The organism is Lysinibacillus irui (genome assembly GCF_028877475.1).
GTDB classification, from domain to species: domain Bacteria; phylum Bacillota; class Bacilli; order Bacillales_A; family Planococcaceae; genus Lysinibacillus; species Lysinibacillus irui.
Map to the genome: position 1 here is coordinate 2,422,462 of NZ_CP113527.1, position 22,089 is coordinate 2,444,550.

General features: G+C 34.5%; 21 protein-coding genes, 2 pseudogenes and 1 riboswitch. Of the genes and pseudogenes, 11 read left to right on the plus strand and 12 right to left on the minus strand.

The window, feature by feature from the left end; all coding sequences use genetic code 11:
* Window positions 1–219: 219 nt before the first annotated feature.
* The 6 genes from OU989_RS12265 to OU989_RS12290 form a co-directional block, all read right to left on the minus strand.
* The gene (locus OU989_RS12265) at window positions 220–1,311 is read right to left on the minus strand and encodes a low temperature requirement protein A (RefSeq protein WP_274793328.1); all 1,092 of its coding nucleotides are present in this window, start codon (window positions 1,309–1,311) and stop codon (window positions 220–222) included.
* Between the two features lie 95 nt (window positions 1,312–1,406).
* Complete coding sequence (locus tag OU989_RS12270; RefSeq protein WP_274793329.1) at window positions 1,407–1,922, minus strand: DinB family protein; 516 nt, start codon at window positions 1,920–1,922, stop codon at window positions 1,407–1,409.
* 303 nt (window positions 1,923–2,225) lie between these two features.
* Window positions 2,226–2,990, minus strand: coding sequence for an aminoglycoside adenylyltransferase domain-containing protein (locus tag OU989_RS12275; protein WP_274793330.1), 765 nt, complete (start codon window positions 2,988–2,990; stop codon window positions 2,226–2,228).
* A 311-nt stretch (window positions 2,991–3,301) separates the two neighbouring features.
* Window positions 3,302–3,691 (minus strand): VOC family protein, encoded by a 390-nt coding sequence (locus OU989_RS12280; protein WP_274793331.1) that lies wholly within the window; start codon window positions 3,689–3,691, stop codon window positions 3,302–3,304.
* Between the two features lie 324 nt (window positions 3,692–4,015).
* On the minus strand, window positions 4,016–4,567 hold the full coding sequence (locus OU989_RS12285; protein WP_274793332.1) for a GNAT family N-acetyltransferase: 552 nt from the start codon (window positions 4,565–4,567) through the stop codon (window positions 4,016–4,018).
* A gap of 110 nt (window positions 4,568–4,677) precedes the next feature.
* Entirely contained in the window at window positions 4,678–4,899 is a 222-nt protein-coding gene (locus OU989_RS12290; RefSeq protein WP_274793333.1) for a cyclase, read from the minus strand.
* Window positions 4,900–5,082: 183 nt separating this feature from the next.
* Between OU989_RS12290 and OU989_RS12295 the strand changes: the two are divergent.
* Window positions 5,083–5,501: pseudogene (locus OU989_RS12295) on the plus strand (VOC family protein).
* 54 nt (window positions 5,502–5,555) lie between these two features.
* Here the strand turns inward: OU989_RS12295 and OU989_RS12300 are convergent.
* On the minus strand, window positions 5,556–5,924 hold the full coding sequence (locus OU989_RS12300) for a hypothetical protein (protein WP_274793334.1): 369 nt from the start codon (window positions 5,922–5,924) through the stop codon (window positions 5,556–5,558).
* 903 nt (window positions 5,925–6,827) lie between these two features.
* Here OU989_RS12300 and OU989_RS12305 point away from each other — a divergent pair.
* The 6 genes from OU989_RS12305 (at window position 6,828) to OU989_RS12330 (ending at window position 10,912) form a co-directional block, all read left to right on the plus strand.
* Window positions 6,828–7,169 (plus strand): ATPase, encoded by a 342-nt coding sequence (locus tag OU989_RS12305; protein WP_274793335.1) that lies wholly within the window; start codon window positions 6,828–6,830, stop codon window positions 7,167–7,169.
* Window positions 7,170–7,532: 363 nt separating this feature from the next.
* Window positions 7,533–7,736, plus strand: coding sequence for a hypothetical protein (locus tag OU989_RS12310; RefSeq protein ID WP_274793336.1), 204 nt, complete (start codon window positions 7,533–7,535; stop codon window positions 7,734–7,736).
* Between the two features lie 500 nt (window positions 7,737–8,236).
* A complete protein-coding gene (locus OU989_RS12315; RefSeq protein WP_274793337.1) occupies window positions 8,237–8,554 on the plus strand; it encodes a hypothetical protein in 318 nt (105 codons plus the stop codon).
* Window positions 8,555–8,748: 194 nt separating this feature from the next.
* Window positions 8,749–8,937 carry a hypothetical protein gene (locus OU989_RS12320; RefSeq protein ID WP_274793338.1) on the plus strand — a complete coding sequence of 63 codons (189 nt, stop codon included), beginning with the start codon at window positions 8,749–8,751 and terminating at the stop codon, window positions 8,935–8,937.
* Between the two features lie 126 nt (window positions 8,938–9,063).
* Complete coding sequence (locus OU989_RS12325; RefSeq protein ID WP_274793339.1) at window positions 9,064–9,243, plus strand: hypothetical protein; 180 nt, start codon at window positions 9,064–9,066, stop codon at window positions 9,241–9,243.
* Window positions 9,244–9,338: 95 nt separating this feature from the next.
* Window positions 9,339–10,912, plus strand: a protein-coding gene (locus OU989_RS12330; RefSeq protein WP_274793282.1) for an IS3 family transposase whose coding sequence is annotated in 2 segments (ribosomal slippage) — window positions 9,339–9,981 and window positions 9,981–10,912 — 1,575 coding nt in all. Because the reading frame shifts where the segments join, the coding sequence is not laid out codon by codon here.
* A 72-nt stretch (window positions 10,913–10,984) separates the two neighbouring features.
* Here OU989_RS12330 and OU989_RS12335 read toward each other — a convergent pair.
* The 3 genes from OU989_RS12335 to OU989_RS12345 form a co-directional block, all read right to left on the minus strand.
* Window positions 10,985–12,379: a spore germination protein gene (locus OU989_RS12335; protein ID WP_274793340.1), complete on the minus strand. Its 1,395-nt coding sequence runs from the start codon at window positions 12,377–12,379 to the stop codon at window positions 10,985–10,987.
* A gap of 249 nt (window positions 12,380–12,628) precedes the next feature.
* Entirely contained in the window at window positions 12,629–12,829 is a 201-nt protein-coding gene (locus tag OU989_RS12340; RefSeq protein ID WP_004225195.1) for a cold-shock protein, read from the minus strand.
* 474 nt (window positions 12,830–13,303) lie between these two features.
* A complete protein-coding gene (locus OU989_RS12345; protein ID WP_274793341.1) occupies window positions 13,304–13,468 on the minus strand; it encodes a hypothetical protein in 165 nt (54 codons plus the stop codon).
* Between the two features lie 422 nt (window positions 13,469–13,890).
* Between OU989_RS12345 and OU989_RS12350 the strand changes: the two genes are divergently transcribed.
* Complete coding sequence (locus OU989_RS12350) at window positions 13,891–15,312, plus strand: VanZ family protein (RefSeq protein ID WP_274793342.1); 1,422 nt, start codon at window positions 13,891–13,893, stop codon at window positions 15,310–15,312.
* Window positions 15,313–15,395: 83 nt separating this feature from the next.
* On the opposite strand, the gene OU989_RS12355 is transcribed toward OU989_RS12350, so the two are convergent.
* Window positions 15,396–16,631 carry a Na+/H+ antiporter NhaC family protein gene (locus OU989_RS12355; RefSeq protein ID WP_274797338.1) on the minus strand — a complete coding sequence of 412 codons (1,236 nt, stop codon included), beginning with the start codon at window positions 16,629–16,631 and terminating at the stop codon, window positions 15,396–15,398.
* Window positions 16,632–16,770: 139 nt separating this feature from the next.
* Window positions 16,771–16,878, minus strand: a riboswitch (SAM riboswitch).
* 626 nt (window positions 16,879–17,504) lie between these two features.
* On the minus strand, window positions 17,505–18,389 hold the full coding sequence (locus OU989_RS12360) for a LysR family transcriptional regulator (protein WP_274793343.1): 885 nt from the start codon (window positions 18,387–18,389) through the stop codon (window positions 17,505–17,507).
* A gap of 130 nt (window positions 18,390–18,519) precedes the next feature.
* On the opposite strand from OU989_RS12360, the gene OU989_RS12365 reads away from it, so the two are divergent.
* The 3 genes and pseudogenes from OU989_RS12365 to OU989_RS12375 all read left to right on the plus strand — a co-directional run bounded on the left by OU989_RS12365 (window position 18,520) and on the right by OU989_RS12375 (window position 21,921).
* Entirely contained in the window at window positions 18,520–19,260 is a 741-nt protein-coding gene (locus tag OU989_RS12365; protein ID WP_274793344.1) for an acetoacetate decarboxylase, read from the plus strand.
* Between the two features lie 142 nt (window positions 19,261–19,402).
* On the plus strand, window positions 19,403–20,434 hold the full coding sequence (locus OU989_RS12370) for a ketopantoate reductase family protein (RefSeq protein ID WP_274793345.1): 1,032 nt from the start codon (window positions 19,403–19,405) through the stop codon (window positions 20,432–20,434).
* A 576-nt stretch (window positions 20,435–21,010) separates the two neighbouring features.
* Window positions 21,011–21,921, plus strand: a pseudogene (locus OU989_RS12375) (class I SAM-dependent methyltransferase).
* The last annotated feature ends 168 nt before the right edge of the window (window positions 21,922–22,089 follow it).

Sequence of the window (22,089 nt, forward strand, 5' to 3'; positions counted from 1 at the left end):
AGCTAAATTAGTTTAACAGGGACCTCCTGAATTGTTACTTAGGGTCACTACTATCCCAGGTGACCCTTCTTAAATTAAACATTATGGAAAAACACTCTATTTTGAAGAAACATTCAAATAGAGTGTTTTTAGCTTGGATAATCTGCTGCATCATGTCTATTATGTATAGCCACTCAATTAACGAAAGATTACTCCATTTTATCCACTTATTAGTCTCACTCAAGTCGTTGTTAATTTAGCATAGATGATAAAAAACAGCGTCATTTCTCCCATAATTACAACGTTTGGCACTTCTACAATCAAATTAATAATAAAGAAGGAAGCTAAGATCCCTATAAATAATACTAAATGATAAAGTTTTAAACGATCTTGACTAAACCTGTATTGATGAAAAACAATAGTAGTTGTCATGAAGTATAGGCATACGGAACCGAAAATAAAATATAAATCAAATGAATAATGAACCTCATTTAGATACAATAGTTTAATGGAAGCAGCAATCATGCTCAAAGACATTAATATGAATAGATGCCCATAAATAATGGTTTGGCCTGATGTTTTGATCGATTTGTCAACTTTCTTTTCAACATTTTCAAAATACTGCCACCACATTGAAACTATAAGAATAAACGATATGAGGGAAAATAAAATAGCATCCCAATCCCCTTTTTGAGGCTGCAGCACATAAAGGGTGCTAACGACTGATTCTCCGAAAAGAATGAGTGTTAATGAAGCAAAGCGTTCTAATAAATGAGACGTATAAGACGGAGCTTTCACCAAATATTTACGCCCCAAAAAAGGCACCAGGATATCAACTAAAATCCCTGTATACAAAATGCTATAACGAATCCATGAATCAAAAAATATAGAAAAACAAGAGATGATGATGCCAATCCAAAAACGTGTACCAAAAAATTGCGCTACCTTTTTCCTATCGCCCTCTTCAAAACGTTGAACAACCAAATATTGGATAGCTGTTAGAGCTCTTAACCCAATATAGCCAAAAAGAAACGACAGATAATATTCATCAAAGTTAACCGATAAGCTGGCTGTCATAATAAGGACAAATAGCATCTGAAAAATTGTAAAAATACGCTGATATAAAAAATCTTGTCCAAAACGATTAATAAACAATGTTTGTCCTACCCAAGACCACCAGATAGGGATAAATATTAAAACAAACTTCAAAAAGTATTCCGGGCGAATTTCCCCCTTTTCAACATGAAGTAATACATTTGTGGCAGTCGAAACAGCCGCTACAAATATCAAGTCATAAAAAAGTTCTAACCAGGTTATTTTCTTTTCTTCCATTATCACCATACTCCTTCAAATTTTGAAACATCACTTATTCTCTTAACTGCTTAGAAGGTTATGGTTTGAACCTATAAATACAACTTGTAAGCACACTACCTTTTTAATTCACTATGACCATCTGCTGAAGCTTGCAATGCCGAGGAAAGTCCTCGTCTAATAAAGTTTGCAGAAACAGGCGCTCTCCCTATTTCCCTTGCCCATATCGATAATTGGCCTATATGATGAATTTCATGTGCTATAGTATGGCGAACGATTTCACCCCATGTATGTGTTTCAATTCTTCCGTCTTCTAATGTGTTATGAAGTAAACGCTCTTCCATACTGTCATCCCATTGGTTTACAAAGCTTTCAACCTCTGCATGAAATGCCGATGCCAATTGACGAACCTTTTCCAAGCTATTATAGTCGTCAAAGCTCTCCTGAAAATCGGTCTTACCTTGTAAAATACGGATCCAACTCCATTCGACATCAATTATATGGAAAAGTGTATGTAATATACTACCCATTCCCCCAGTTCTGTTTTGCAGGAGTTCCTCTTCGCTCAACTCTTCACACCAACGAAACCAGTCTTCTCTTACCATCCAATTATATTTAAAAAATAATTGCAAAAAAACCCCTCCTAGTTGAAAAATAAAATACTAGCAAGTTATTATTTCGTCAAATGAGGGTAGGATTCCTTTTTCTCTCACATATGCTCTTACTCTTTCTGATCTTCCACGCCTGTTTAATTTAAAATCCAATTAGACCTTCCACAACTACATTTCGTTACCACAAAGTCCAATGGTAATCCCCTCATTTACATATAATTAAAAAGGGATATCTGGCAGCAAAAAACTACCGCACGCGCTGCTTGTTATCCCCCTTCATCGAAATTGATAGATTTATTCACTTTCAAAAGCTAGTACAGACTTTTAAAATTTGATATTATGATTAGCATTACTCGTATTTAGTATGTAATCCATGCACTGAATCATATCGTTAATACGTTGTTTTTTTGAGTTGTAATAACGGATGTTTGAACCTTCTCGAATACTTATGGCATCTTTAATAATATTGTGCCATCTTTCAGGTAATTTTTTTAAAGCATATTTACTTGCCTCAACTTTTGAAACAATTTCACGTTCTTGCAATGTATAAAATTGTCTTAGCATCCCTGTAATTGACCATTCAACTTCTAAATCAATTAATTTATTAGGTAACAGAATTGACATAGATTGATATTTTTTTCTAGCTTTCAATCTATTTGCCCAATAGGTGTTCATATTTTTTAATATGTAGTCATTTAGAATTTTGTCATTTACATTGAAGTCGTATGTATCTATACTTGTGCCTAAAATTGTTATTCCTTTATTTTTCAGAATCCACCAAGTAATGGGATTAACCCCTTCATTACTCCATTTAATTTTACCGTCATTTACGTATAAACAATTTTTTATCTCCGACTCGTCTTTTCCAACATCCTCAACTAATAAATAACATCCATCCATCACTGTTCCCTTATATTTTTGATTCAAAGCTTTATGCAGATTAGCTATTTCTTTCACATCTAATTCAGTTAAAGGTCTGTTTATCACTGCGATAAAATCAATATCACTAGAACCTTCGCTATACGCGTTAAGAGCAATTGAACCATGTAAATATAACCCTTCCAGTGTATTTGGAATTTGTTTATTCAATCGTGTAAGATATTCATTTAATATAGTTTGAACCAACATAGACACATTTGAGTTCAGAAAAATCCCCTTCTTCCTAGCATTGATATTTATAATATCAAAATAATGGAAGGTTTTCTAATTTCGATAATCCCCCCGAATGTAGATGAATGCTATTCCCTCTATCTGTATTTGTTAAGAAGGACTACAAAAGATGGTCGGTCGTTAGTCCTAACATTTAGCAATTAAACCTCATCTCATCGACCGACATCCGAGTTTATTTTTCTATGATAAGACATACTCTTAAATTTCATTAAAGCAATCGTTTACAATCATTAAGATGCTTCTTTACAAATCATTAATAAATTCCCATCTAAATCTTTGAATACAAAATAAAAATGATCCTGAATCTCTGTAACAAGTTCCACATGATTTTCCTGCATAAATTGATAAGCAGCCTCAATATCATTCGTTAAAAATTGAATGGCTGGAACTTGGTAAGTAGAAATATCACCATCCTCTTTTCTCCACTTTGGCATGGCATCTAATATTAATCCAGCCGTACCTTCCATCGGTACCACGAATACGTGTCCAAAATATTCTTCTCCTCCTTCCAATCCAAGAATTTTTCTGTACCATTCTTTTGCTTTCTCTAGGTTACGAACTGGAATAAACACACCACCGATTTGGTTTTTAATTGGTGTTCTGTAGTCAGGTGTAGTCATAATACTTCCTCCTTTAATGATGTAATACACTTTTAATTCGCTATTTTCTAATATACACCTTTCTAATTTTGAAAAATTCTTGTGCAACAAGCCTATACTTAGTTCAATCAGAAAAAAAGAACTGCATAGGCAAACTCTTTAAGTTATAATTAACGTCTTTCGTCTTCAATGTGTTATAATGCTTGTAACTGACTAGCCTAAACATAAGGGCATAAACCAATTCGAGCCGTAGCGTCTGTAAACGCTGCGGCTTTTATGTTTGTGGCAGTTTCAAAACAAAAGAAAAAGCCCCACTTCATTGCGCGTGTGACTCTTCTAGACCTCCTAATATTCACTTTTCAAAAGTGAAAAGATGACAAGATCAACATACTTCCCTTTTTCAAATTCATGCTGTCTTAAAACACCTTCTTTGGAGAAATTCAATTTTTCCACTAATCTTATTGATGATGTATTTTCCGGTTCAATTTTCGCCTCTATTTTATTGATTCCCATCGATGTAAAGGCAAAGTGTATTATCTCGCTTAAAGCCTCTTGCATCATACCCTTCCCCCAATAGTCAGGTCTTAAATCATACCCAATTTCTATACGGTTATGTTGTTTTTCATAATTCAAATAACCACATGTTCCAATCACTTTTTGAGACTTAGCGTCTTCGATTACCCATCTTAAGCCAATTTGTTCCTTGAAAATTTTATCGTACCAATTTACTTCATCTAATGCATCTGCCATTGAATCAAATACTTTTAACGGCATATACTTGACTACATTTTCATCGGAATAAAGCTCAAAAAGATCCTGGCAATCCTCAACGTTTCCTTTTCGTAAGATAAAGCGTTCTGTCTCTATTTTTGGAAAATCTTTAAATTCGAACCCCATATTCCTCATAACTCCCCTTTTTCACCAAAACTAACATTTACTAATTAAAAGTAACATATTGCTTAGGAAAATAATCCAAAATATTTAGGTCCTCTATAACAATAGTAATATTATTCATGAGTAGGACTTCGTTTATGTTTTTCGTTAATAATTTTCTTATTAAGGATTCTTACTTTTCCCACCATCAATAACCTCATATCTTCTACTATATACTTAGCTAACTCTTCATCCGATATGTCATCACCATCAATATCAAGACGGAATTCCTGCCCTTGAATTCCACCCCCGTTTGTAAACTCAATTTCAAAGTCAAATAAAACTCGTTTATCCATTGCAGTCCCCACCTTACCTTTAGCGTGCTATCAATATATTCTGCATGGAATGAACTAATACCTTGTTTCTAATTGGCTGCTGCCGCTTCATAAATGCGAAGAAACACTCTCTTTTGCTCAAAATGGTTGCATCTGCTACTCTTGTATTATCAGAATTTTCCTTTTTAAAAGGAGGAACAATCATTGAGTGAAAAATTATTAAGAGTAGGTACCACCTATATTCCAGTTGTAAGTGTAGAACAATCAACAGAATGGTATGTAAACAAACTAGGAGCGGAATTAAGTTATCAAGATAAAGACAAGGCTATACTTAATTTTGCTAACCAAAGTATATTTCTAGTTAAGTCTAAGGAAAATCAAAGCGCCAATTTTTATGATATTTACGGCAATGAGCATTTTTCCTTAACTTTTGAAGTCAATGGTTTACATGCTTTAGAAGCTATACATCGGGAGTTTATTGAAAAACAAATTAGAGTGGGGGAAATTGAGGAAAGAGGACATACGGGGAGAAACTTTGTTTTTATGATGTAAATGGCAATAAGTTTGATGTATGGAGCGAATTAAGCCCGCTCTTTAAGGAAAAATACGAATGCTCAAAGTAATCTCTTAACCTATTTTGCCCAGGCTAATTAAAATCAGCACCTGGGCATTTTGATTTATCTATACATATCTAATAAATTTAACAAATACCTTTCTGTTTCGTTGATTGAAAACATGACTTCCTTATGAAGTTTATCTTCCATAACATTATCATCATTAAAAAGCTCTAAGTATTTATTTACTTCCAGAAAGAATTTTTCATGTTCCTGTAAAAATTCATCAATTTTTTGGTCACCAGGTGTTACGGATAAATAAATAGTTTTAAATAAATTAAAGTCACTATATGCATTACTTAAGAAATAGATGGCCAGCGTTTTATCGCTATTAACATGTGATTTCACAAAAGTTAGATTTTGCTTTAATTTAATCAACGCATTGATAAGATTTGTAGTCTGTTTAAGCATATTTGCTGTATTACTATACATTTTAATAACCACCTCCAACTCTAATAATAGCAAAAAATCATCAAATTGGAATAATTCTCTGCAAAAGTTGTCCTTTCTTCCCTGAATAAAACACTTTATAACCGAAACCATAGGGAAATGTGGCATGCACTAACTAAAAGGCATCAGGACATCTTTCACAAATACCAGCCTTTTAATTGGAACGATTTTGTTTTTATAGTTTTTTCTTTACTAAAGGCAATAAACTATAAAACCCAAGTCATCGAATCATATAAATAGTAGTGTTAAGCTAATTTAGTTTAACTTGGTACCTCCCGAATTGTTACTTAGGGGTCACTACAAGGTGGCCCTTAATAGTTCTCTATTGATCTTTCATCTGTTAAATATTTATTTAGTATAAAAACAATGAATGATATGGCTGAAATGAAAACCTAATTTCAATTCATAGCAGTTATCTACATATTGTTTCATAAATTCTTCAGGAAGCTGTGGCGTTTGCTGACGCTGCGGCTTTTTTGTGCATTTTTCTGTGCTATAAATTTGATTCACTTACTTATACGCGATAATTAAACGATACGAACAGTAGCACTTGAGTTCAAACATGAATAAAAACTAAATGACAAGCTATAGAGCAGGAAATAGATGTTTATGTCTTATTCCTTTTTTTGAGTATTTGAATTGATAACGTCCAATTTAAGTTCTTATAAAGATATAGATATTTCTACTATGTAATAAGCCTTGGTATATAAGAACACCTTTGTTTATAAGTTTTCTATTGAAAAAATATCTACTAATTCATCTCTACAATTTTTTTATTTTTTGGAAATATGATTAATACGACCAAGGAAAGTAACAACCTATTACATATTATGAAAAGGTAATCTGCAGATTATAGATCTTTACATTGGAGGGGGTGAAAATTACATGCCATTAACAACTGGACCAATAGAAAATACAGGAAATCAACCAGCTAATGCAACTAGCGTTCGTGTCAAAATTCTCAATCTTACTGGAGGTCAACTTACTGGCGTAGTTCGAGTTTTTAGACTAAACGGTACAAGACACCTTATATCAACAACTCCATTTAGCGTGGGTGCAAACGCTTCTGCTTTTGTAACACCAGGTTTAGGAAATTCGGCTCAATATGAAGTTGAAATTGCTCCTAACCAAACAGGAGGATTATATAGTGTTTACGGACGAACTGCTTCAGGGGTTATCATTACTGCCCAAAGACTTGTGCACTCAGAATTAACAGAAATTCTTTAATTTCCCATCAGATTTTAACAGTTAAAATCATAAAAGCCCTATAGCTTGCTATAGGGCTTTCCTATTCATTCATTTACCTCCGACTTATCCCCTTTCTGTATTGATCAGTAACAAGAAAAAAATCTATCTCCTTATATTTCTTCAAATTTCATATTATACTTTCAATTATTTAAGCTATACAAAAAATCACATTCATTAAAGGTTGAAATCATTTCTTTATAGACATATTACCAATCGCCTTCCAATCTTTATTCATAAAATATTTATATAGGATAAGATGTATTCTCTTGGGGATTTTTTCCTTGTAACAGATACCTATAATTTACAGGGTCCACAACATATTAAAAAGGGAGGTGAGGAAAGATGAAAAAATTGGACCAACAAAAATTTATTTGCCACAGTGAAAATAATCGAGTATTTCGGCACCGTATAAACGCTATTGACATAGATTCCAATGAATCACCTTTAGAGGTTATTCCTGAAGAAGAAGTTATTCTCCCAATAAAAAATAGATATTTCTATAAACTTGCAGATGATATTGCTTTAACAAATGGAGCAATCTTCTAAATTTATTTTCGGATAATAATGGCAATTCATGAACATAATTAAAACACTTTAATCCTCATGGATAGATCAATCTTTACCTTAAAACTGTCACCTAAGAGACACCGGTCAGTATAAAGTAACTTAAGATTCGTTAACCCGAAACCCAATTCATACTGGTACAATCACAACCAGAACTCCATTAGAAAGGTAAATATAGTTTAGCTTTTAGCCTAACACTCCTATTTTGGTGCTAAGGGTTACTTTTATCTGAGTGACCCTTAAGATCTTTGTTTTATTTGTCTAAAAATCAGTTACATCTAATCCCTAATATTTACCGATACTTCACGAATAAATTACTGAAAAATGAATTCTTTATGGAAGGCAATATGACTGATATTTGGATCGTTATCCTTCAATTATAGTACTGCCTCCCTGCCGAAGTATATTTACCTTTTAAGGATGCAAATAAATTATAGAAGTGCCATATTATATATAGGAGGATTTTTAAGTAGTGATGGTGATTGGGATTATGCTTTACACCAACACCACTAATAAAAAGTTATCGATCACTACTTTATGGACAACTATATATCATACAAAAGCCAATTGAACGTATTTTATTATTTCAGGAAACAGGTGAACAGTATACTCGAGAACAACGAGCACAACTATTTGAGCTACTATATGATGCATTTGCGGATGTTGCTAATCATACTGGTGGCGGTCTACAGATGGAGCCCTCTATTAAAGAACAATATTTTGGAGGATTTCAATATAAAGAACGAATATCTTCAATGCTTGAATGCCTACATAGAAGCGAGAACCCCAGAAAAACGTGAGGAAGCCCATTTACAACTGAAGGAACAATATGAAGCCTATCAGATATTTTTAAAAAAGGCGGAAACAAATTAGTTAAACCATTTGAGTAAGGGCTTCGATACACCTGATTAAGTTTCATAAAAAAAACCTATATGTTAACTTAAATAATAATCCGTGTTAACATATTATATATCATTATTTTGGGGGTGTTTTTTTGTCTGGCAAGAATAAATCATTGCTTGGCTCGGTTACTAGTTTGGCTTTACTTACTTTAGGAGGATATCGAATCTTTACAAACAACTTAGAAGCTATGTCCATTCTCGTAGCCTATGTTTTCTTTATTTGCGGACTGATAGGCTTTATTTTTAATGTAATAAAGTTATCTAAAATTCCTAGAACCTAACGTTGTCATATTACAACCTTTCAAATTTAAATCGAGTACCGTTCCCTTTCTTTTTTCTAACAGGCCCAGAAATACTTCATGGGTTTACATATGTTAAGTCTAGAGCACAAAGAAGGGCGGAATGAAATGGATCCACGGTTAGCACAATTGCTTCAAAAAGTAAGTTTATATGGTACGTTAGCGAAATACTATGAACATATTGATCCAGAGAAACATATGTATTTTTACGAACAACATTTTAAGTATGAAACACAACTTGTTCAACTGTATTGGCAACTTCACAGAGAAAATCCATATGCCTATTAATTCAAAAAAGACCAGTAGCTCCTTTTTTTGATATGCTCCCTATTAGGTAGACAGATGAAAAAATAAAATCTGTTTATCTAAGGGGAGTATTTTTTATGGGGCGAAGCAAACATTCACTCGAGTTGAAACTATATATCCTTCAATTGTTCGAAGAAGGTCACTATTCTATCAATGAATTGTGTGAAAGGTTTTCAATAGATCATCAAACTTTTCATAGATGGAAAATGAAATTTGAGGCAGGTGGACGTGAAGGATTACAAGAAGCTACTTCATGTAAGTTCTATTCAAAAGAGTTAAAATTAGCGGCTGTGGAGGACTACATTCAACGAAATTATTCACAGATGGAGGTGTTGGCGAAATACGAGATTAGCAGTACCTCCGTTTTAAAAAGCTGGGTAAAAAAGTATACTAGTCATAGTGAAATAAAAGATTCAGGTAAAGGAATGAGTCAAGCTATGACCGAAGGAAGAAAGACAACTTTTGAAGAACGTATTGAGATTGTCGAGTACTGTTTGAAGCACCAGAAAAATTATCAGTTGGCAGCGCATACCTATGGTGTTTCGTATCAACAGGTATATCAATGGACGAAGAAATTTGAAACGAATGGTGAAGAGGGATTACGTGATCGTCGTGGTCGCACAAAAGATGAAGTCGAATTAACCGTTGAGGAGAAATTGAAATTAGAGATTCAACGTATTGAACGTGAAAATGAACGTTTACGTGCAGAAAATTTATTTTTAAAAAAGTTAGAGGAAATCGAAAGGAGGCATCGTTAAGCCAAATACGTCTACAGCAACGCTATTTAGCGATTCAAGATTTACATCGAGAGGAAGAACTTTCGATTCTTTTACTATGTGAAATAGCTGATGTTTCGCGTGCAGCTTACTATAAGTGGTTAAGTCGCAAGCCTTCTAACAGAGAAGTTGAAAATGAAGCCATTTTAAAGGACATTCATCTCCTTTACCAACAAGTAGATGGTATTTACGGCTATCGTCGTACAACGTTGACAATCAATCGTCAGCGAAAAGAAAATAATCAAACGATGGTTAACGAAAAGCGTATTTATCGTTTAATGCAGATTAGTGGATTGAAGTCTGTTATTCGTAGAAAGCGCAAGCCTTATCGTAAATCCCCAGCACATCATGTGGCGGAGAACGTATTAAATAGAGCATTTACATCGAAAAAGCCCAATGAAAAATGGTGTACAGATGTCACAGAGTTTAAGTATGGAAACGGGAAAAAAGCTTATTTAAGTGCAATTATCGATTTATATGATGGTTCAATTGTGAGTTATGTGTTAGGTCATTCGAATAATAATTCCCTTGTTTTCAAAACAATCAAATCAGCTATTCAATCATTACAATCAGGCGAACAGCCATTAATACATAGTGATCGAGGTTTTCAATATACATCGAAGGAATTTAAGCGAATTGTGGATACAGCCAATATGACACAGAGTATGTCCCGTGTTGGTCGATGTATTGATAACGGACCAATTGAATCATTTTGGGGCACATTGAAGTGTGAGAAGTATTATTTACATAAGTACGATTCATATGAAGAGTTAAAACTAGCGATTGATGAGTATATTCATTTTTATAATTACTATCGTTATCAGAAACGATTAAACGGCTTGAGTCCGTTAGAATTCAGGACTCAAGCCGCTTAATACATTTTTTATTATTTCCACTGTCTACTTGACGGGGTGCAGTTCATTTAGAGAGCCTGGTCTTTGTTTTGCTCAATTTTTCTTTGTTCCTGAAATACCTTTCTTGTCCCTTATATAGTCTATTGGAGCTCGAATAATACTATCGAATAAATCAGTTGGTTTACGTGGTATAGCAGGTGTCATGAAATTAGTGCCTAAAGATTTTAAGCTTAGTAAATGATGGATTAGCCATGCAAGGGCGAGCATTTGTCCAAACAAGCCAAACAGTCCGGCAGATAAGATAAAAATATATCGTACAAATCGACTTGCATTACTCATTAAAAATATAGGGGGAAGAAAGGATAGTAACGCTGATGTAGCTACTAATACAATAAGAATATTACTTAAAAGACCAGCTTGCACTGCAGCTGTTCCAATAACTATACCGCCAACGATACCGATTGTTTGCCCTACCTTTGTCGGCATTCGAGAACCCGCTTCTCGTAAAACTTCAACGATCAGTTCAATAAACAACACTTCTATAAGAGGTGGAAATGGAACTTTACTCCTCGATTCCTGAAGATTTAATAATAATTCATATGGTAAAATTTCCGGATGAAAAGTTAAGGCTGATATATACATCGGCGTAATCATGATTGTAAGGAAAAAGCCAAAAAAGCGTAACATTCTTAATAATGAAGCCGTCGTCCATCGGTTATAATAATCCTCAACCGACACAAACATCTCAAAAAATGATGTTGGACAAACAATCGCAGTTTGGCTATTGTCTAGAAAAACAATAATTCTGCCGTCAATTAAATAGCGACAAACACTATCGGGTCTTACGGTCATGTAATATTGTGGAAATGGTGAAAAAGGATTGTCTTCAATTAGTTGTTTCAAGACTGAGACATCAGTAATTAAAGGATAATCAATTTGATCGATTCGATTTCTTAAATTCTCTAAATTTTTCTCATTGACTATGTTTTCCATATACATAATAGAAATTTTTATATTTGCCTCGGAACCAATGATACGGTTTTCATTTTTTAGCATAGGGCTTTGAATGCGCCTACGCAGTAAAGAAATATTCGTTTCTAACGATTCAGTAAAGGCATCCTGTGGGCCAATAACAGTTGATTCTGTTTCTGTGTTAGCAATTGCCCTGGTCGGTGCACTATAAGTATCAACACTTACCAATCCGTTCGTTTCATGAAAATATAAAAGCGTTTGCCCCGCATTTAATTTTTTGACAGCTTCACTAATTTTCTTTGAATCCACATATTCAGAAATTTGATGTATTTGTTTAATATTATTGGCTAAAGGGATATAAACCATCGTTTGAATGGTCATCTTTTCCACTAAAGAAGAAAAGTAAATAACCGTCACATCTCCTTCTTCAGTAGAAGTCATTTTAAATTTAACATCATCTACTTCGTAAGTTTCCTGTTTTAGTTTAGCAATTATTTGCCAAGCTGCCTCGTCCATCCAAACGATCCCCCTTTGCTCAATTTTCTTTTTAGTTTATCTGGTTCTTCATGTAATTATGCTAAAAAATGAAAGCTATATATATAAATAAAATAAGAAAACCCATTGCCAATTAAGGCAACGGGCTTGAATTACGATGACATTTAAAATTTAACACATCTTACTAAACAATTTCTGAACAAATTTCTCTGAAATAAAAAAGAAAACCACTCTATAACAAGTGGTTTTCTTTCTTCATTCATTTAAGAATTAAAGTTTTACGATGTTAGCAGCTTGAGGTCCGCGTTGGCCTTCTTCTACTGTGAATTCAACTTTTTGGCCTTCTTCAAGTGATTTGAAACCTTCACCTTGGATTGCTGAGAAGTGAGCGAATACGTCTTGTCCGCCTTCTACTTCGATGAAGCCAAAACCTTTTTCTGCATTAAACCATTTTACTGTACCTTGTGTCATAATCAATGACCTCCATTTTAAACTTATTAAATAAAATCATAATACTTTAAAAAAAAACACATACTACAAAAAGTATTAATCAAAAAACGAATACTCTTTGTAATATGTGAATTCATTGTTTGTTTACGCACGATTTTATTAACTTAACTATATAACAAAAAATTATATTTGTCTAGTCCAAACGTAAATTTTTTTAAATTTGGTCTTGGAAACCAATTTGGTTAAAACCTTTGATCTTGTCTAATTAAAGTGATTTACTAAAAATTCACAACATAAAAGGGACATTTTTTTGTATAAGTAGCCTTTTTTTACACAAATTAATAGGGAGTGTATCGCACGCACTTATTTGGTTGTGACGCTAGTTGACCGTCACAGCCTCCCCATTTGTTACTTAGGGTCACTTTAAAGCCCGGTGACCCTAAATTATTTCTTCACCTGTTGAAGCAAAGAAAAAAGCATCTCTTTTAAAGATGCTTATTGAGACAATTCTTCAGATGAAGTTTTTTCAAACTCTAATATATGTCCATCTATTTTTGCTTTTTCTTGTTCCTCGATAAATTCTTCTTTTAGTTCATCAAGTCTGGAATTATGTGTTTTTTGATAACCCGGAAATAGATTGTAATCTACTGGTTTCCCCATAAGTTCACCTCTTATCTCAGTTTTTATTTTATTATAGGGTATATTGATATTTTCTGACAATTGTTTATACTCTTTTTGATTATATGGACTGACAAGACACTACAACTGAAGCCTTATAAATCATTGATAAATATACATAATGGCCTAGGAAAATATTATTTGAATACTATGATTTCATTAAACCTTTATTAATATAAATGTCACTATTAAAATAAAAACACTCATTTGACGTTTCTATAAAATAGGTGTTCAAGATTACCCCTCTCCCCTCCCCATATATGATGAAAAAATCTTAAGAAATCTTCATAAATATTCTCAATAATTATTAATAATTGCCATTTACAATAATGAAGGTCGACAGTCAACACATGTTTTATGTGTGTGGACCATGAACAGAATCAATTAGTTGGGAGCGTTTTATCTTGGGAGTAACAGAAATTATTATTAATATTCGAATTTTAATGTTGCCCGTCATCATTATTATTGGCATTGAGTTTTTGCTTATTGCCCTCTATTATTTCGTTTATTATAAAAAACAACCATCCGAACGAAAAAAACTAAGTATTACTAAAATGATGCTTGGCGCACTCTTCATTGGGTATATCGTATTTGTATGTGAGCTAACGATTATTGGACGTGGTTCTTCTCATTTCCTAGAGATGAATCTTCAACCATTCAGTGGTTATATCGATGCCTGGAAAAAATACTCGTTACGTGATCTTCAAAATTGTATTTTTAATATATTAATGTTTGTGCCGCTTGGGATTTTCTTACCCTTACTTTTCTCTAAATTTAAAGCTTTTAAGAGGCTTTTCCTTGTAGTCGTATGTGCTACACTTTCAATTGAAACATACCAAACACTTACAGGAGCAGGGATTTTCGAGCTTGATGACTTATTCAACAACTCACTTGGTGGGGTTATCGGATACCAATTATACAGACTAGGGGCTTCTATTGTTCATCACAAAAAAGTAAAAATAAAAAGTCTTGTTGGAACTTTGGCTATCCCTCTTATCATGGGATTGATTTTTATTGGGATGTCATTGGTATATGCTCAACAAGAATTTGGACATCTGCCAATAAACGCTTATACAAAATCCAATATGTCAGGTGTTCATGTATCTACTTCATTGCAATTAGACTCAAACCCTACTGTTGCGCCCGTTTATAAAAAAATTATTTATAATGAAGAAGTTGAAACATTGTTGCAAGATAAATTAGGGTTATCGGAGTTGAGTGCAAAGAATTATAAAGACGACCGAGAAATTTTATTGCAAGACAAAGCAGGTATGCAATATACATTATTTATAAGTTCAATGGGGAATTGGTCGTTAACAGCGAATAATTATTCGCAGCAAGCGACATCGACTGGTCAGGAACACTTGATTGATAAGGCGAAGGCATTGATGGACGAACTTTCTATCCTCCCTCAAGAAGCAGAGTTTTCTGTACTGGAAAACGGGGAATTTGAATGGAATCTTCCAGATCGTCCCGATTTAAATGTCGACTATTGGTATGGGGATGTAGTTCTTGATCTTACACAAGATGGACGTGCATATTCATTAGCCTATAATGTTCAAAGAAATCAATTTACACGGGAAGTAGATATCTTGTCCCCTGCTGAAGTATATGAGCAAATAAAGAATGGAGAATTTCCTCAAATAAAGTATAATGCACTCGTTACAGAAGAAGAGCTGGTTCTAAAAAAAGACGATCAGCTTGAAATTGAATTAATCGAGCTAACGTATATGTATGACACAAAAGGTTTCTATCAGCCAGTATACAACGTTTCTGGAACATTAAACGGAAACAACTGGTTTACACTAATACAGGCAAGAAAGTAATCCTTCTAAATCTAAACCATTACTTTAAGAGATGAAAAAGACCAGCTAAGCTAAAATTTTGCTTTGCTGGTCTTATTTGAGCTTTAGGCTTTCTTTTTTGAAGGGTATCCGATAGAAATAGCTATCATTCCGCAAATACCAATAAGAATGGGATAGATCGAGTATTGCAGCATACTTACTGGTGATATTTTGGCCACGCTTGCGGCAGCAAGGAATTGAGCCCCATACGGCAGAAGCCCTTGGACTGTACAGGAGAAAATATCTAATATACTTGCGGATTTTCTTGGCTCAATGTCATATTGTTCAGCAATATTTTTAGCAAGTGGCCCAGCAATTAATATCGCAATTGTATTATTAGCAGTAGATAAATTCGTTAAACCCACAAGGCTAGCAATGCCGAATTCAGCACCCTTTTTCGATTTAATTCTACTTGTCGCAAGGTGCAGCAAAAAGTCAATGCCTCCGTTAAACTTAATAACCTCTACCATTCCAGCTATTAATATGGCAAGAAAGGCGATTTCATACATACCGGACATGCCTTCTCCAATCGTTTGCAGAAGGCTCATCAAGTGATAGCTACCATCTACTAAGCCAACAGCACCTGAAAGGACAATCCCTAGTGCCAGCACAAGGAAAACATTCATCCCAGATAACGCTAAAATGATCACTAAAACATATGGTACAATTTTAACCCAATTATAGCTTACATGCGCCACTTGTGCTGTTTCACCCATTGAAATGATTGCTAAAATAATGCTCGTTACAATCGCTGCTGGCAATACAATCCAAAAATTAACCTTAAACTTATCCTTCATTTGTGCGCCTTGTGAACGTACGGCAGTAATGGTTGTATCTGAAATAAAGGATAAATTATCACCAAACATTGAGCCACCAACAACAGCCGCCATCACTAAAGCAATAGAAAGGTCTGTAAGATCACTTATTCCAACGCCTATTGGAGCTAATGCAACAATCGTTCCCACGGATGTACCCATTGAGAGGGAAATAAAACAGGCAATGATGAACAAGCCCACAACCAGTAAGTTTTGCGGAACGACCGATAAAGCAAAGTTAACAGTGGAATCTACTGCCCCCATACCTTTTGCAACCTCTGAAAAGGCCCCAGCCAAGAGAAAAATAATAACCATCATCATGACATTTAAATTCCCTGCACCTTGACAAAAAATATCAACTTTTTTCGTAAACGATTCTTTTCGATTCATGGCTAGAGCCACAGCACCTGCAATGGTGATAGCAACAATGACAGGAAAGGCATAAAAATCACCTGTAATAACCCCAGAACCAATAAATAATATCATAAAAACAACAAATGGGATCAGCGCCCATGGATTCTCTTTCTTCACTGTTTTACCTCCAAAAAAATTAAAATCAGCCTTTTTCCATAAAAAAAGGCCTCATCTTGAATGAACAAGAAGAGGCCTTATATTGAAAATACACCTCTTATCTATCAAGTCATTTCTTGCTGGATTTGGCACAGTAACTTAATGACTAAGTTCCGCTGCCGAGATTTCATCGGGCCAGTCCCTCCATCTCTCTTGATAAGAAGAAAAAATATTATTTTTTTGACACAATATTAAAAGATTAAAATAAAAAATTAATATTTGCAACAAGTTTTTTCTTTAACTTCTATACGTACATAGATTTTCCGATTAATCTTAGAAGAAATCTGCTTATTGTAGCTGATTTTGTGTATTACTGAATAACGCCGATAGCGGATATTCCATCTTGCTCCTCGGGTATTCATCCTGCTTCGCGGGTATTTCACCTTACTCCGCGGGTATTCAGCCTTGCTCCGCGGGTATTTCGCCTTGCTTCGCGGGTATTCAACCTTGCTTCGCGGGTATTCAGCCTTGCTCCGCGGGTATTTCACCTTGCTCCGCGGGTATTCAGCCTTGCTCCGCGGGTATTCAGCCTTGCTCCGCGGGTATTTGCCTGCTAAATAATAGAATATAATCCCAGGTCGCTTATTGTGCAACTAACAAAAAACCAGGTGCTCTTCTAAGAAGAACGCCTGGTTTTATTGTGAAAGTGAATCTTACTAACTTACTTAGTTTTGATTCGTTATAATACTACGCTAAGTTGAGGCAATGAACAAGTTAAAATATTTTCCAACAAAATTTTAGGGAATTTTTATGTTTTTTCGAGCATTTCAGGAACCCGTTTCAAAGGTATTAAATTTTGTAGTGCTCATTATTTTCTTTAAAGTAAGTAATAATAAAGTCCCGTAACTGTTGAACGGCAGCTGACGAGATGGAATTTTTTACCCAGGACAGACCTACTGTATACGTTGGATGCATATTAGCTATTTTTACATAATGTAAATTGAACTTTCTACAAACCGATATGGGCAACAAGGCTACACCCTGTTCCAGCTGGATAATTTCTGCCAGGAGGGTTGAATCTACTTCATAGTTTTTGATAGGCATAAATCCCGCTCTTTCACAAAGTGACGTTGTAAAACGGCTATATTCTGCATTGTTGGCTAAGGAAATAAAGGATTCATTTGCAAACTTAGCTAGAGAAACCTCTGATTGACCAGCCAATGGGTGATTAGAAGGCAACACAAGTACTACATCCTCTGCCACAAGCACACAGGTTTCAATTTCTTCATCAATGATTGGAGGGCCAGCTATGCCCAGATCAATATCCCCTTTCTTTAAATTTATACGTATATCATCCCTTGTCTCAATTCCCTGTTGAATTTTGGCATGAGGAAAATCATTAATATATTGACTAATTAGTCCAACGAGAAATCGGGTATTTGATATGGCTATTTTAACTGTACGAGCATTGATTTCATCAAGTGATTGAATATCCATTTTTGCATTTTCTAGTTCGATAAATACCTTATTAACATGCTTGAGCATAATCTGTCCTGCAGCACTTAATTCAATATTTCTTCCTTTTCTATGAAATAATTTTGTGCCTAGTTCATCCTCCAGACGTTTTATAGTCAAACTTAAGGATGGCTGTGCAATATTTAACTGTTGAGCCGCCTTCGAAATATGCTCTGTATTTGCTACTGTTTGAAAATACTTCAATTGTAAAAGTTCCATTTCGCTTAAGCCCCCTAATTCATTTATCTAAATAAATATATTTATATCTTATTATGTATTAGACGCAATGTAAAATCCGCATTAAAGTAGTTATTGTAAGAAGACAAAGTTGAAAGAATGGTGGTTTTTCATGAGAAAAGATGAAGTAATGAGACAATTCACAACACCGTTGGATGCAGGTGCTTATCCCATTGGACCTTATCGCTTTTATAACCGTGAATATTTAAATATCGTCTATAAAACAGATATGGAAAAACTTAAGAAAATTGTTCCAGAACCATTGGAAGTGAAGGAGCCCTTTGTCAAATTTGAAATCATGAAAATGCCAGATGTTACAGGGCTAGGTTCTTATACAGAGTGTGGTCAGGTCATCCCTGTTAGCATGGATGGTGAAGAAGGTGATTATTTACATGCAATGTATGTTGATAGTCTCCCCGCCATTGCCTCTGGTAGAGAAATTGCTGCGTATCCTAAAAAATTAGGTAAGCCTAGTTTATTTGTAGATTCTGATACATTAGTTGGTCTCTTAGATTATGGTTCATTAAGAGTGGCTAATGCAACAATGGGATATAAACATTTCCCACTGGATCATCAAGAGGCACTGAAAGAAATTATCAAACCCAATTATATGTTGAAAAAGATGCCTGGTTATGATGGACGACCAAGAATTTGTGAGCTAGTGAGAAGTGAAATTACGGATATTAAAATACTGGGAGCATGGTCAGGTCCAGCGAGACTTGAACTTTTTGCCCATGCACTTGCCCCAATGGCTGATCTACCAGTGTTAGAAGTTGTATCAGCTTCCCATATTGTTACAGAACTATCGTTGGCATCACCTACTGTTGTCTACGATTATTTAACTGAAAAATAGAAAGAACACTAATCCATACATTATCTAATCAAGCAATGACGCCGTATGGAACTATGCAGATGAAGCTATTAGAGAAACAACGTGACAAAATACAAATAGCTAAGCTTAATTGAATAATTAAATAAACCAAGGAGGCATTTAGATGAGAATCGCCGTTTTAGGAGCAGGATCTTTAGGAACAATCGCTGGTGCATATATTGCTGCCGGTGGACAAGATGTCGAATTAATTGATGTTTATCAAGAACATGTAGACGAATTGAATCAATCAGGGGCAAAAATAACAGGAACTACTGACTTTCAAGTGAAAGTAAAAGCCATTACGCCTAAAAATATGTCAGGAACTTATGATTTAGTTTTACTGTTAACAAAACAATTGTATAATGACTCGGTTTTACAAGGCTTACTACCATTTTTAAATGAAACAAGTGTCGTTCTTTCTTTACAAAATGGGATTCCAGAAAAAAAAGTCGCTGCAATTGTAGGGCGAAATCGTGTGATTGCTGGATCAGTTGAGTTTGGTGCTACATTCATTCAACCGGGCATATCTAGTTTGACAACAGAATATAACCACTTCAAACAATATGCATTTCAAATTGGTGAATTAAATGGAGAAACAACAGAAAGAATTAGACAAATACAAACAATTTTAAATCTTGTAGGTGGCACACACATCTCAGACAATTTAGTTGGCACAAAGTGGTCTAAACTATTAATTAACAATGCTTTTAGTGGTCTTTCTGCCGCGCTCAATACGAATTTTGGTGGCGTTCTTGATCATGAGACGAGTAGTATTAGCGCCGTGCATATTGCGGATGAAACGATAAAAGTGGGGCATGCTGCTGGAGTACAATTTGCCAAAATGAATGGCTTCGATATAGCTTCATTAGAAGTGAAAAAGGCTCATGATATCCCTGAACGTGTCAAAGCCTTCCAACAATTGATGGCATCCTCTAAACTACTTAAAGCAAGTATGCTACAGGATTTAGAGAAAAAACGTAAAACGGAAATAAATTATATTAATGGAGTAGTATCGGAGCTGGGCGAAAAGCTGGGTGTTGCCACACCTTTTAATAACCTTGTCGTTCAATTAGTAAAACAGGCAGAAGATTTACAGAGCGTTACTAATTTTGAAACAAACATGCCATTCTTTGCTGAACTAGTTAATCATCATTAAACAAAATGACCAGTCACTCTTCACAGAGTGCTGGTCATTTTGCGTTTAGGTAAAGACTATGAAAATCTTCTTGAATAGACTAACATATTGTTCTGAACAAAATCTGAACAATGATACAAAAAAGACTAGACCCTACAACATGCTGTAAGTCCTAGCCTTTTAAGTGAAAGTGAATCTAACTAAATTTTTGCTTAGCTTTTGATTCACATTATAATACGAATGAACAGCCTAAAGGTTTCATATTTTTTTAATAAAATGGGTCTCCCTACACAAAAAGACCAGGAAATCACGAAAATGTGATCCTGGCCCTTTTGTGAAAAGTGAATATTACTCGTTTACTTTAGTTTTTTTGTATTCTACTAATAAGTTAGACGGCTGTTAGTTAAAAAAGTTACATTTATTTTTAAAATTTTTTATTTAATTTTATAGTATGATCTATCTTCCCCTCTCGTATAATCAAAGTACTGAAAACTTGACAAAAAAATTATTTTATGCTAAAATTTACATTTAAAATATTGTTTTGTATAATAGGATTCTCCTGGCCAGGGGAATCCTATTTTTTTGAGGAGTGTTAATATGAATAAACAGCAATCTAGTATCACTTCATTAATAGCTGCCTTTAGTAGAGCTTATCATAGTCAAATGGATACACCGAAAATTTTTGATGATTATGTAGCAAAAGAGTTAATCTCACCTGAAGAGTTTCAAAGTATTCAAGATTACCTGATACAAGGCATCGACTTCTTTAACAAGGACATGGCTATACCAACTAAAGACAATGTAAAAAATTTAGTAAAATGGATAACGCAAATTCAACTCGCTCCTACTCCCTTGGCACGTGCAGCATACAACGAAAATGTCTTGCATCATGAAATCCGGCTTGGTATCGAGCAATATGTCATTTTAGGCGCTGGCTTGGATACTTTTCCTTATCGTCATCCTCAGTTAGAAACAGTTGTAGAAATTTTTGAGGTTGATCATCCTACAACCCAGGCTTTTAAGAAGAAACGATTACAAGATCACTTCCACCAATGAAGCATCTTCATTTTGTTTCAATGGATTTTACTAAACAATTCCAATCTCAACCCCTCTTTGAGCAAGGGTTTCAGTATAAAAAGACGTTTTTTAGTCTGTTAGGTGTCTCCTATTATTTAACGAAAGAAGAATTAGCAAGTTTACTCACTCACTTATTTGCTCTTGTTCCATCAGGCAGTTCCATTGTGTTGGATTATGCCGATGAAACTCTCTTTCAGGAAAATGGCCTTTTTAATAGAGTGGACAACATGGTGAAGATGGCTGCTGCAGGTGGCGAGCCGATGAAATCGTGTTTTACTTATAAGGACATGGAGAAGATGTTAGATCCATTGGGTTTACTCATATACGAACATCTTACCCCTCCTGCTATTCAACAGCTTTATTTCCAGAATCGGACGGATTACTTATCAGCTTTTGAAACCATCCATTACATGCATATTGTTAAAAAATAAGTATAGTTAATTTATTTTTATATTATTCTTAATTTTCTTTCTATTTCCCAGGCAATTAACTATTTCAATATATAAATTTAGTATACTATAGTAGTGTAAAGCTAATTAGCCTTACACCTCCTAGATTCGTTACTAGGGTCACTGTGAATGCAGTGGCCCATCTATTAT

Bases quoted from the DNA above. Each gene is read 5' to 3' on its own strand.
- OU989_RS12335 (WP_274793340.1), bottom strand. From the start codon at position 12,379: ATGGACGAGGCAGCTTGGCAAATAATTGCTAAACTAAAACAGGAAACT.
- OU989_RS12365 (WP_274793344.1), top strand. From the start codon at position 18,520: ATGAGAAAAGATGAAGTAATGAGACAATTCACAACACCGTTGGATGCA.
- OU989_RS12360 (WP_274793343.1), bottom strand. From the start codon at position 18,389: ATGGAACTTTTACAATTGAAGTATTTTCAAACAGTAGCAAATACAGAG.
- OU989_RS12370 (WP_274793345.1), top strand. From the start codon at position 19,403: ATGAGAATCGCCGTTTTAGGAGCAGGATCTTTAGGAACAATCGCTGGT.
- OU989_RS12300 (WP_274793334.1), bottom strand. From the start codon at position 5,924: ATGTATAGTAATACAGCAAATATGCTTAAACAGACTACAAATCTTATC.
- OU989_RS12265 (WP_274793328.1), bottom strand. From the start codon at position 1,311: ATGGAAGAAAAGAAAATAACCTGGTTAGAACTTTTTTATGACTTGATA.
- OU989_RS12340 (WP_004225195.1), bottom strand. From the start codon at position 12,829: ATGACACAAGGTACAGTAAAATGGTTTAATGCAGAAAAAGGTTTTGGC.
- OU989_RS12280 (WP_274793331.1), bottom strand. From the start codon at position 3,691: ATGACTACACCTGACTACAGAACACCAATTAAAAACCAAATCGGTGGT.
- OU989_RS12345 (WP_274793341.1), bottom strand. From the start codon at position 13,468: ATGGGGAAACCAGTAGATTACAATCTATTTCCGGGTTATCAAAAAACA.
- OU989_RS12305 (WP_274793335.1), top strand. From the start codon at position 6,828: ATGCCATTAACAACTGGACCAATAGAAAATACAGGAAATCAACCAGCT.
- OU989_RS12285 (WP_274793332.1), bottom strand. From the start codon at position 4,567: ATGGGGTTCGAATTTAAAGATTTTCCAAAAATAGAGACAGAACGCTTT.
- OU989_RS12290 (WP_274793333.1), bottom strand. From the start codon at position 4,899: ATGGATAAACGAGTTTTATTTGACTTTGAAATTGAGTTTACAAACGGG.
- OU989_RS12325 (WP_274793339.1), top strand. From the start codon at position 9,064: ATGGATCCACGGTTAGCACAATTGCTTCAAAAAGTAAGTTTATATGGT.
- OU989_RS12355 (WP_274797338.1), bottom strand. From the start codon at position 16,631: ATGATATTATTTATTGGTTCTGGGGTTATTACAGGTGATTTTTATGCC.
- OU989_RS12310 (WP_274793336.1), top strand. From the start codon at position 7,533: ATGAAAAAATTGGACCAACAAAAATTTATTTGCCACAGTGAAAATAAT.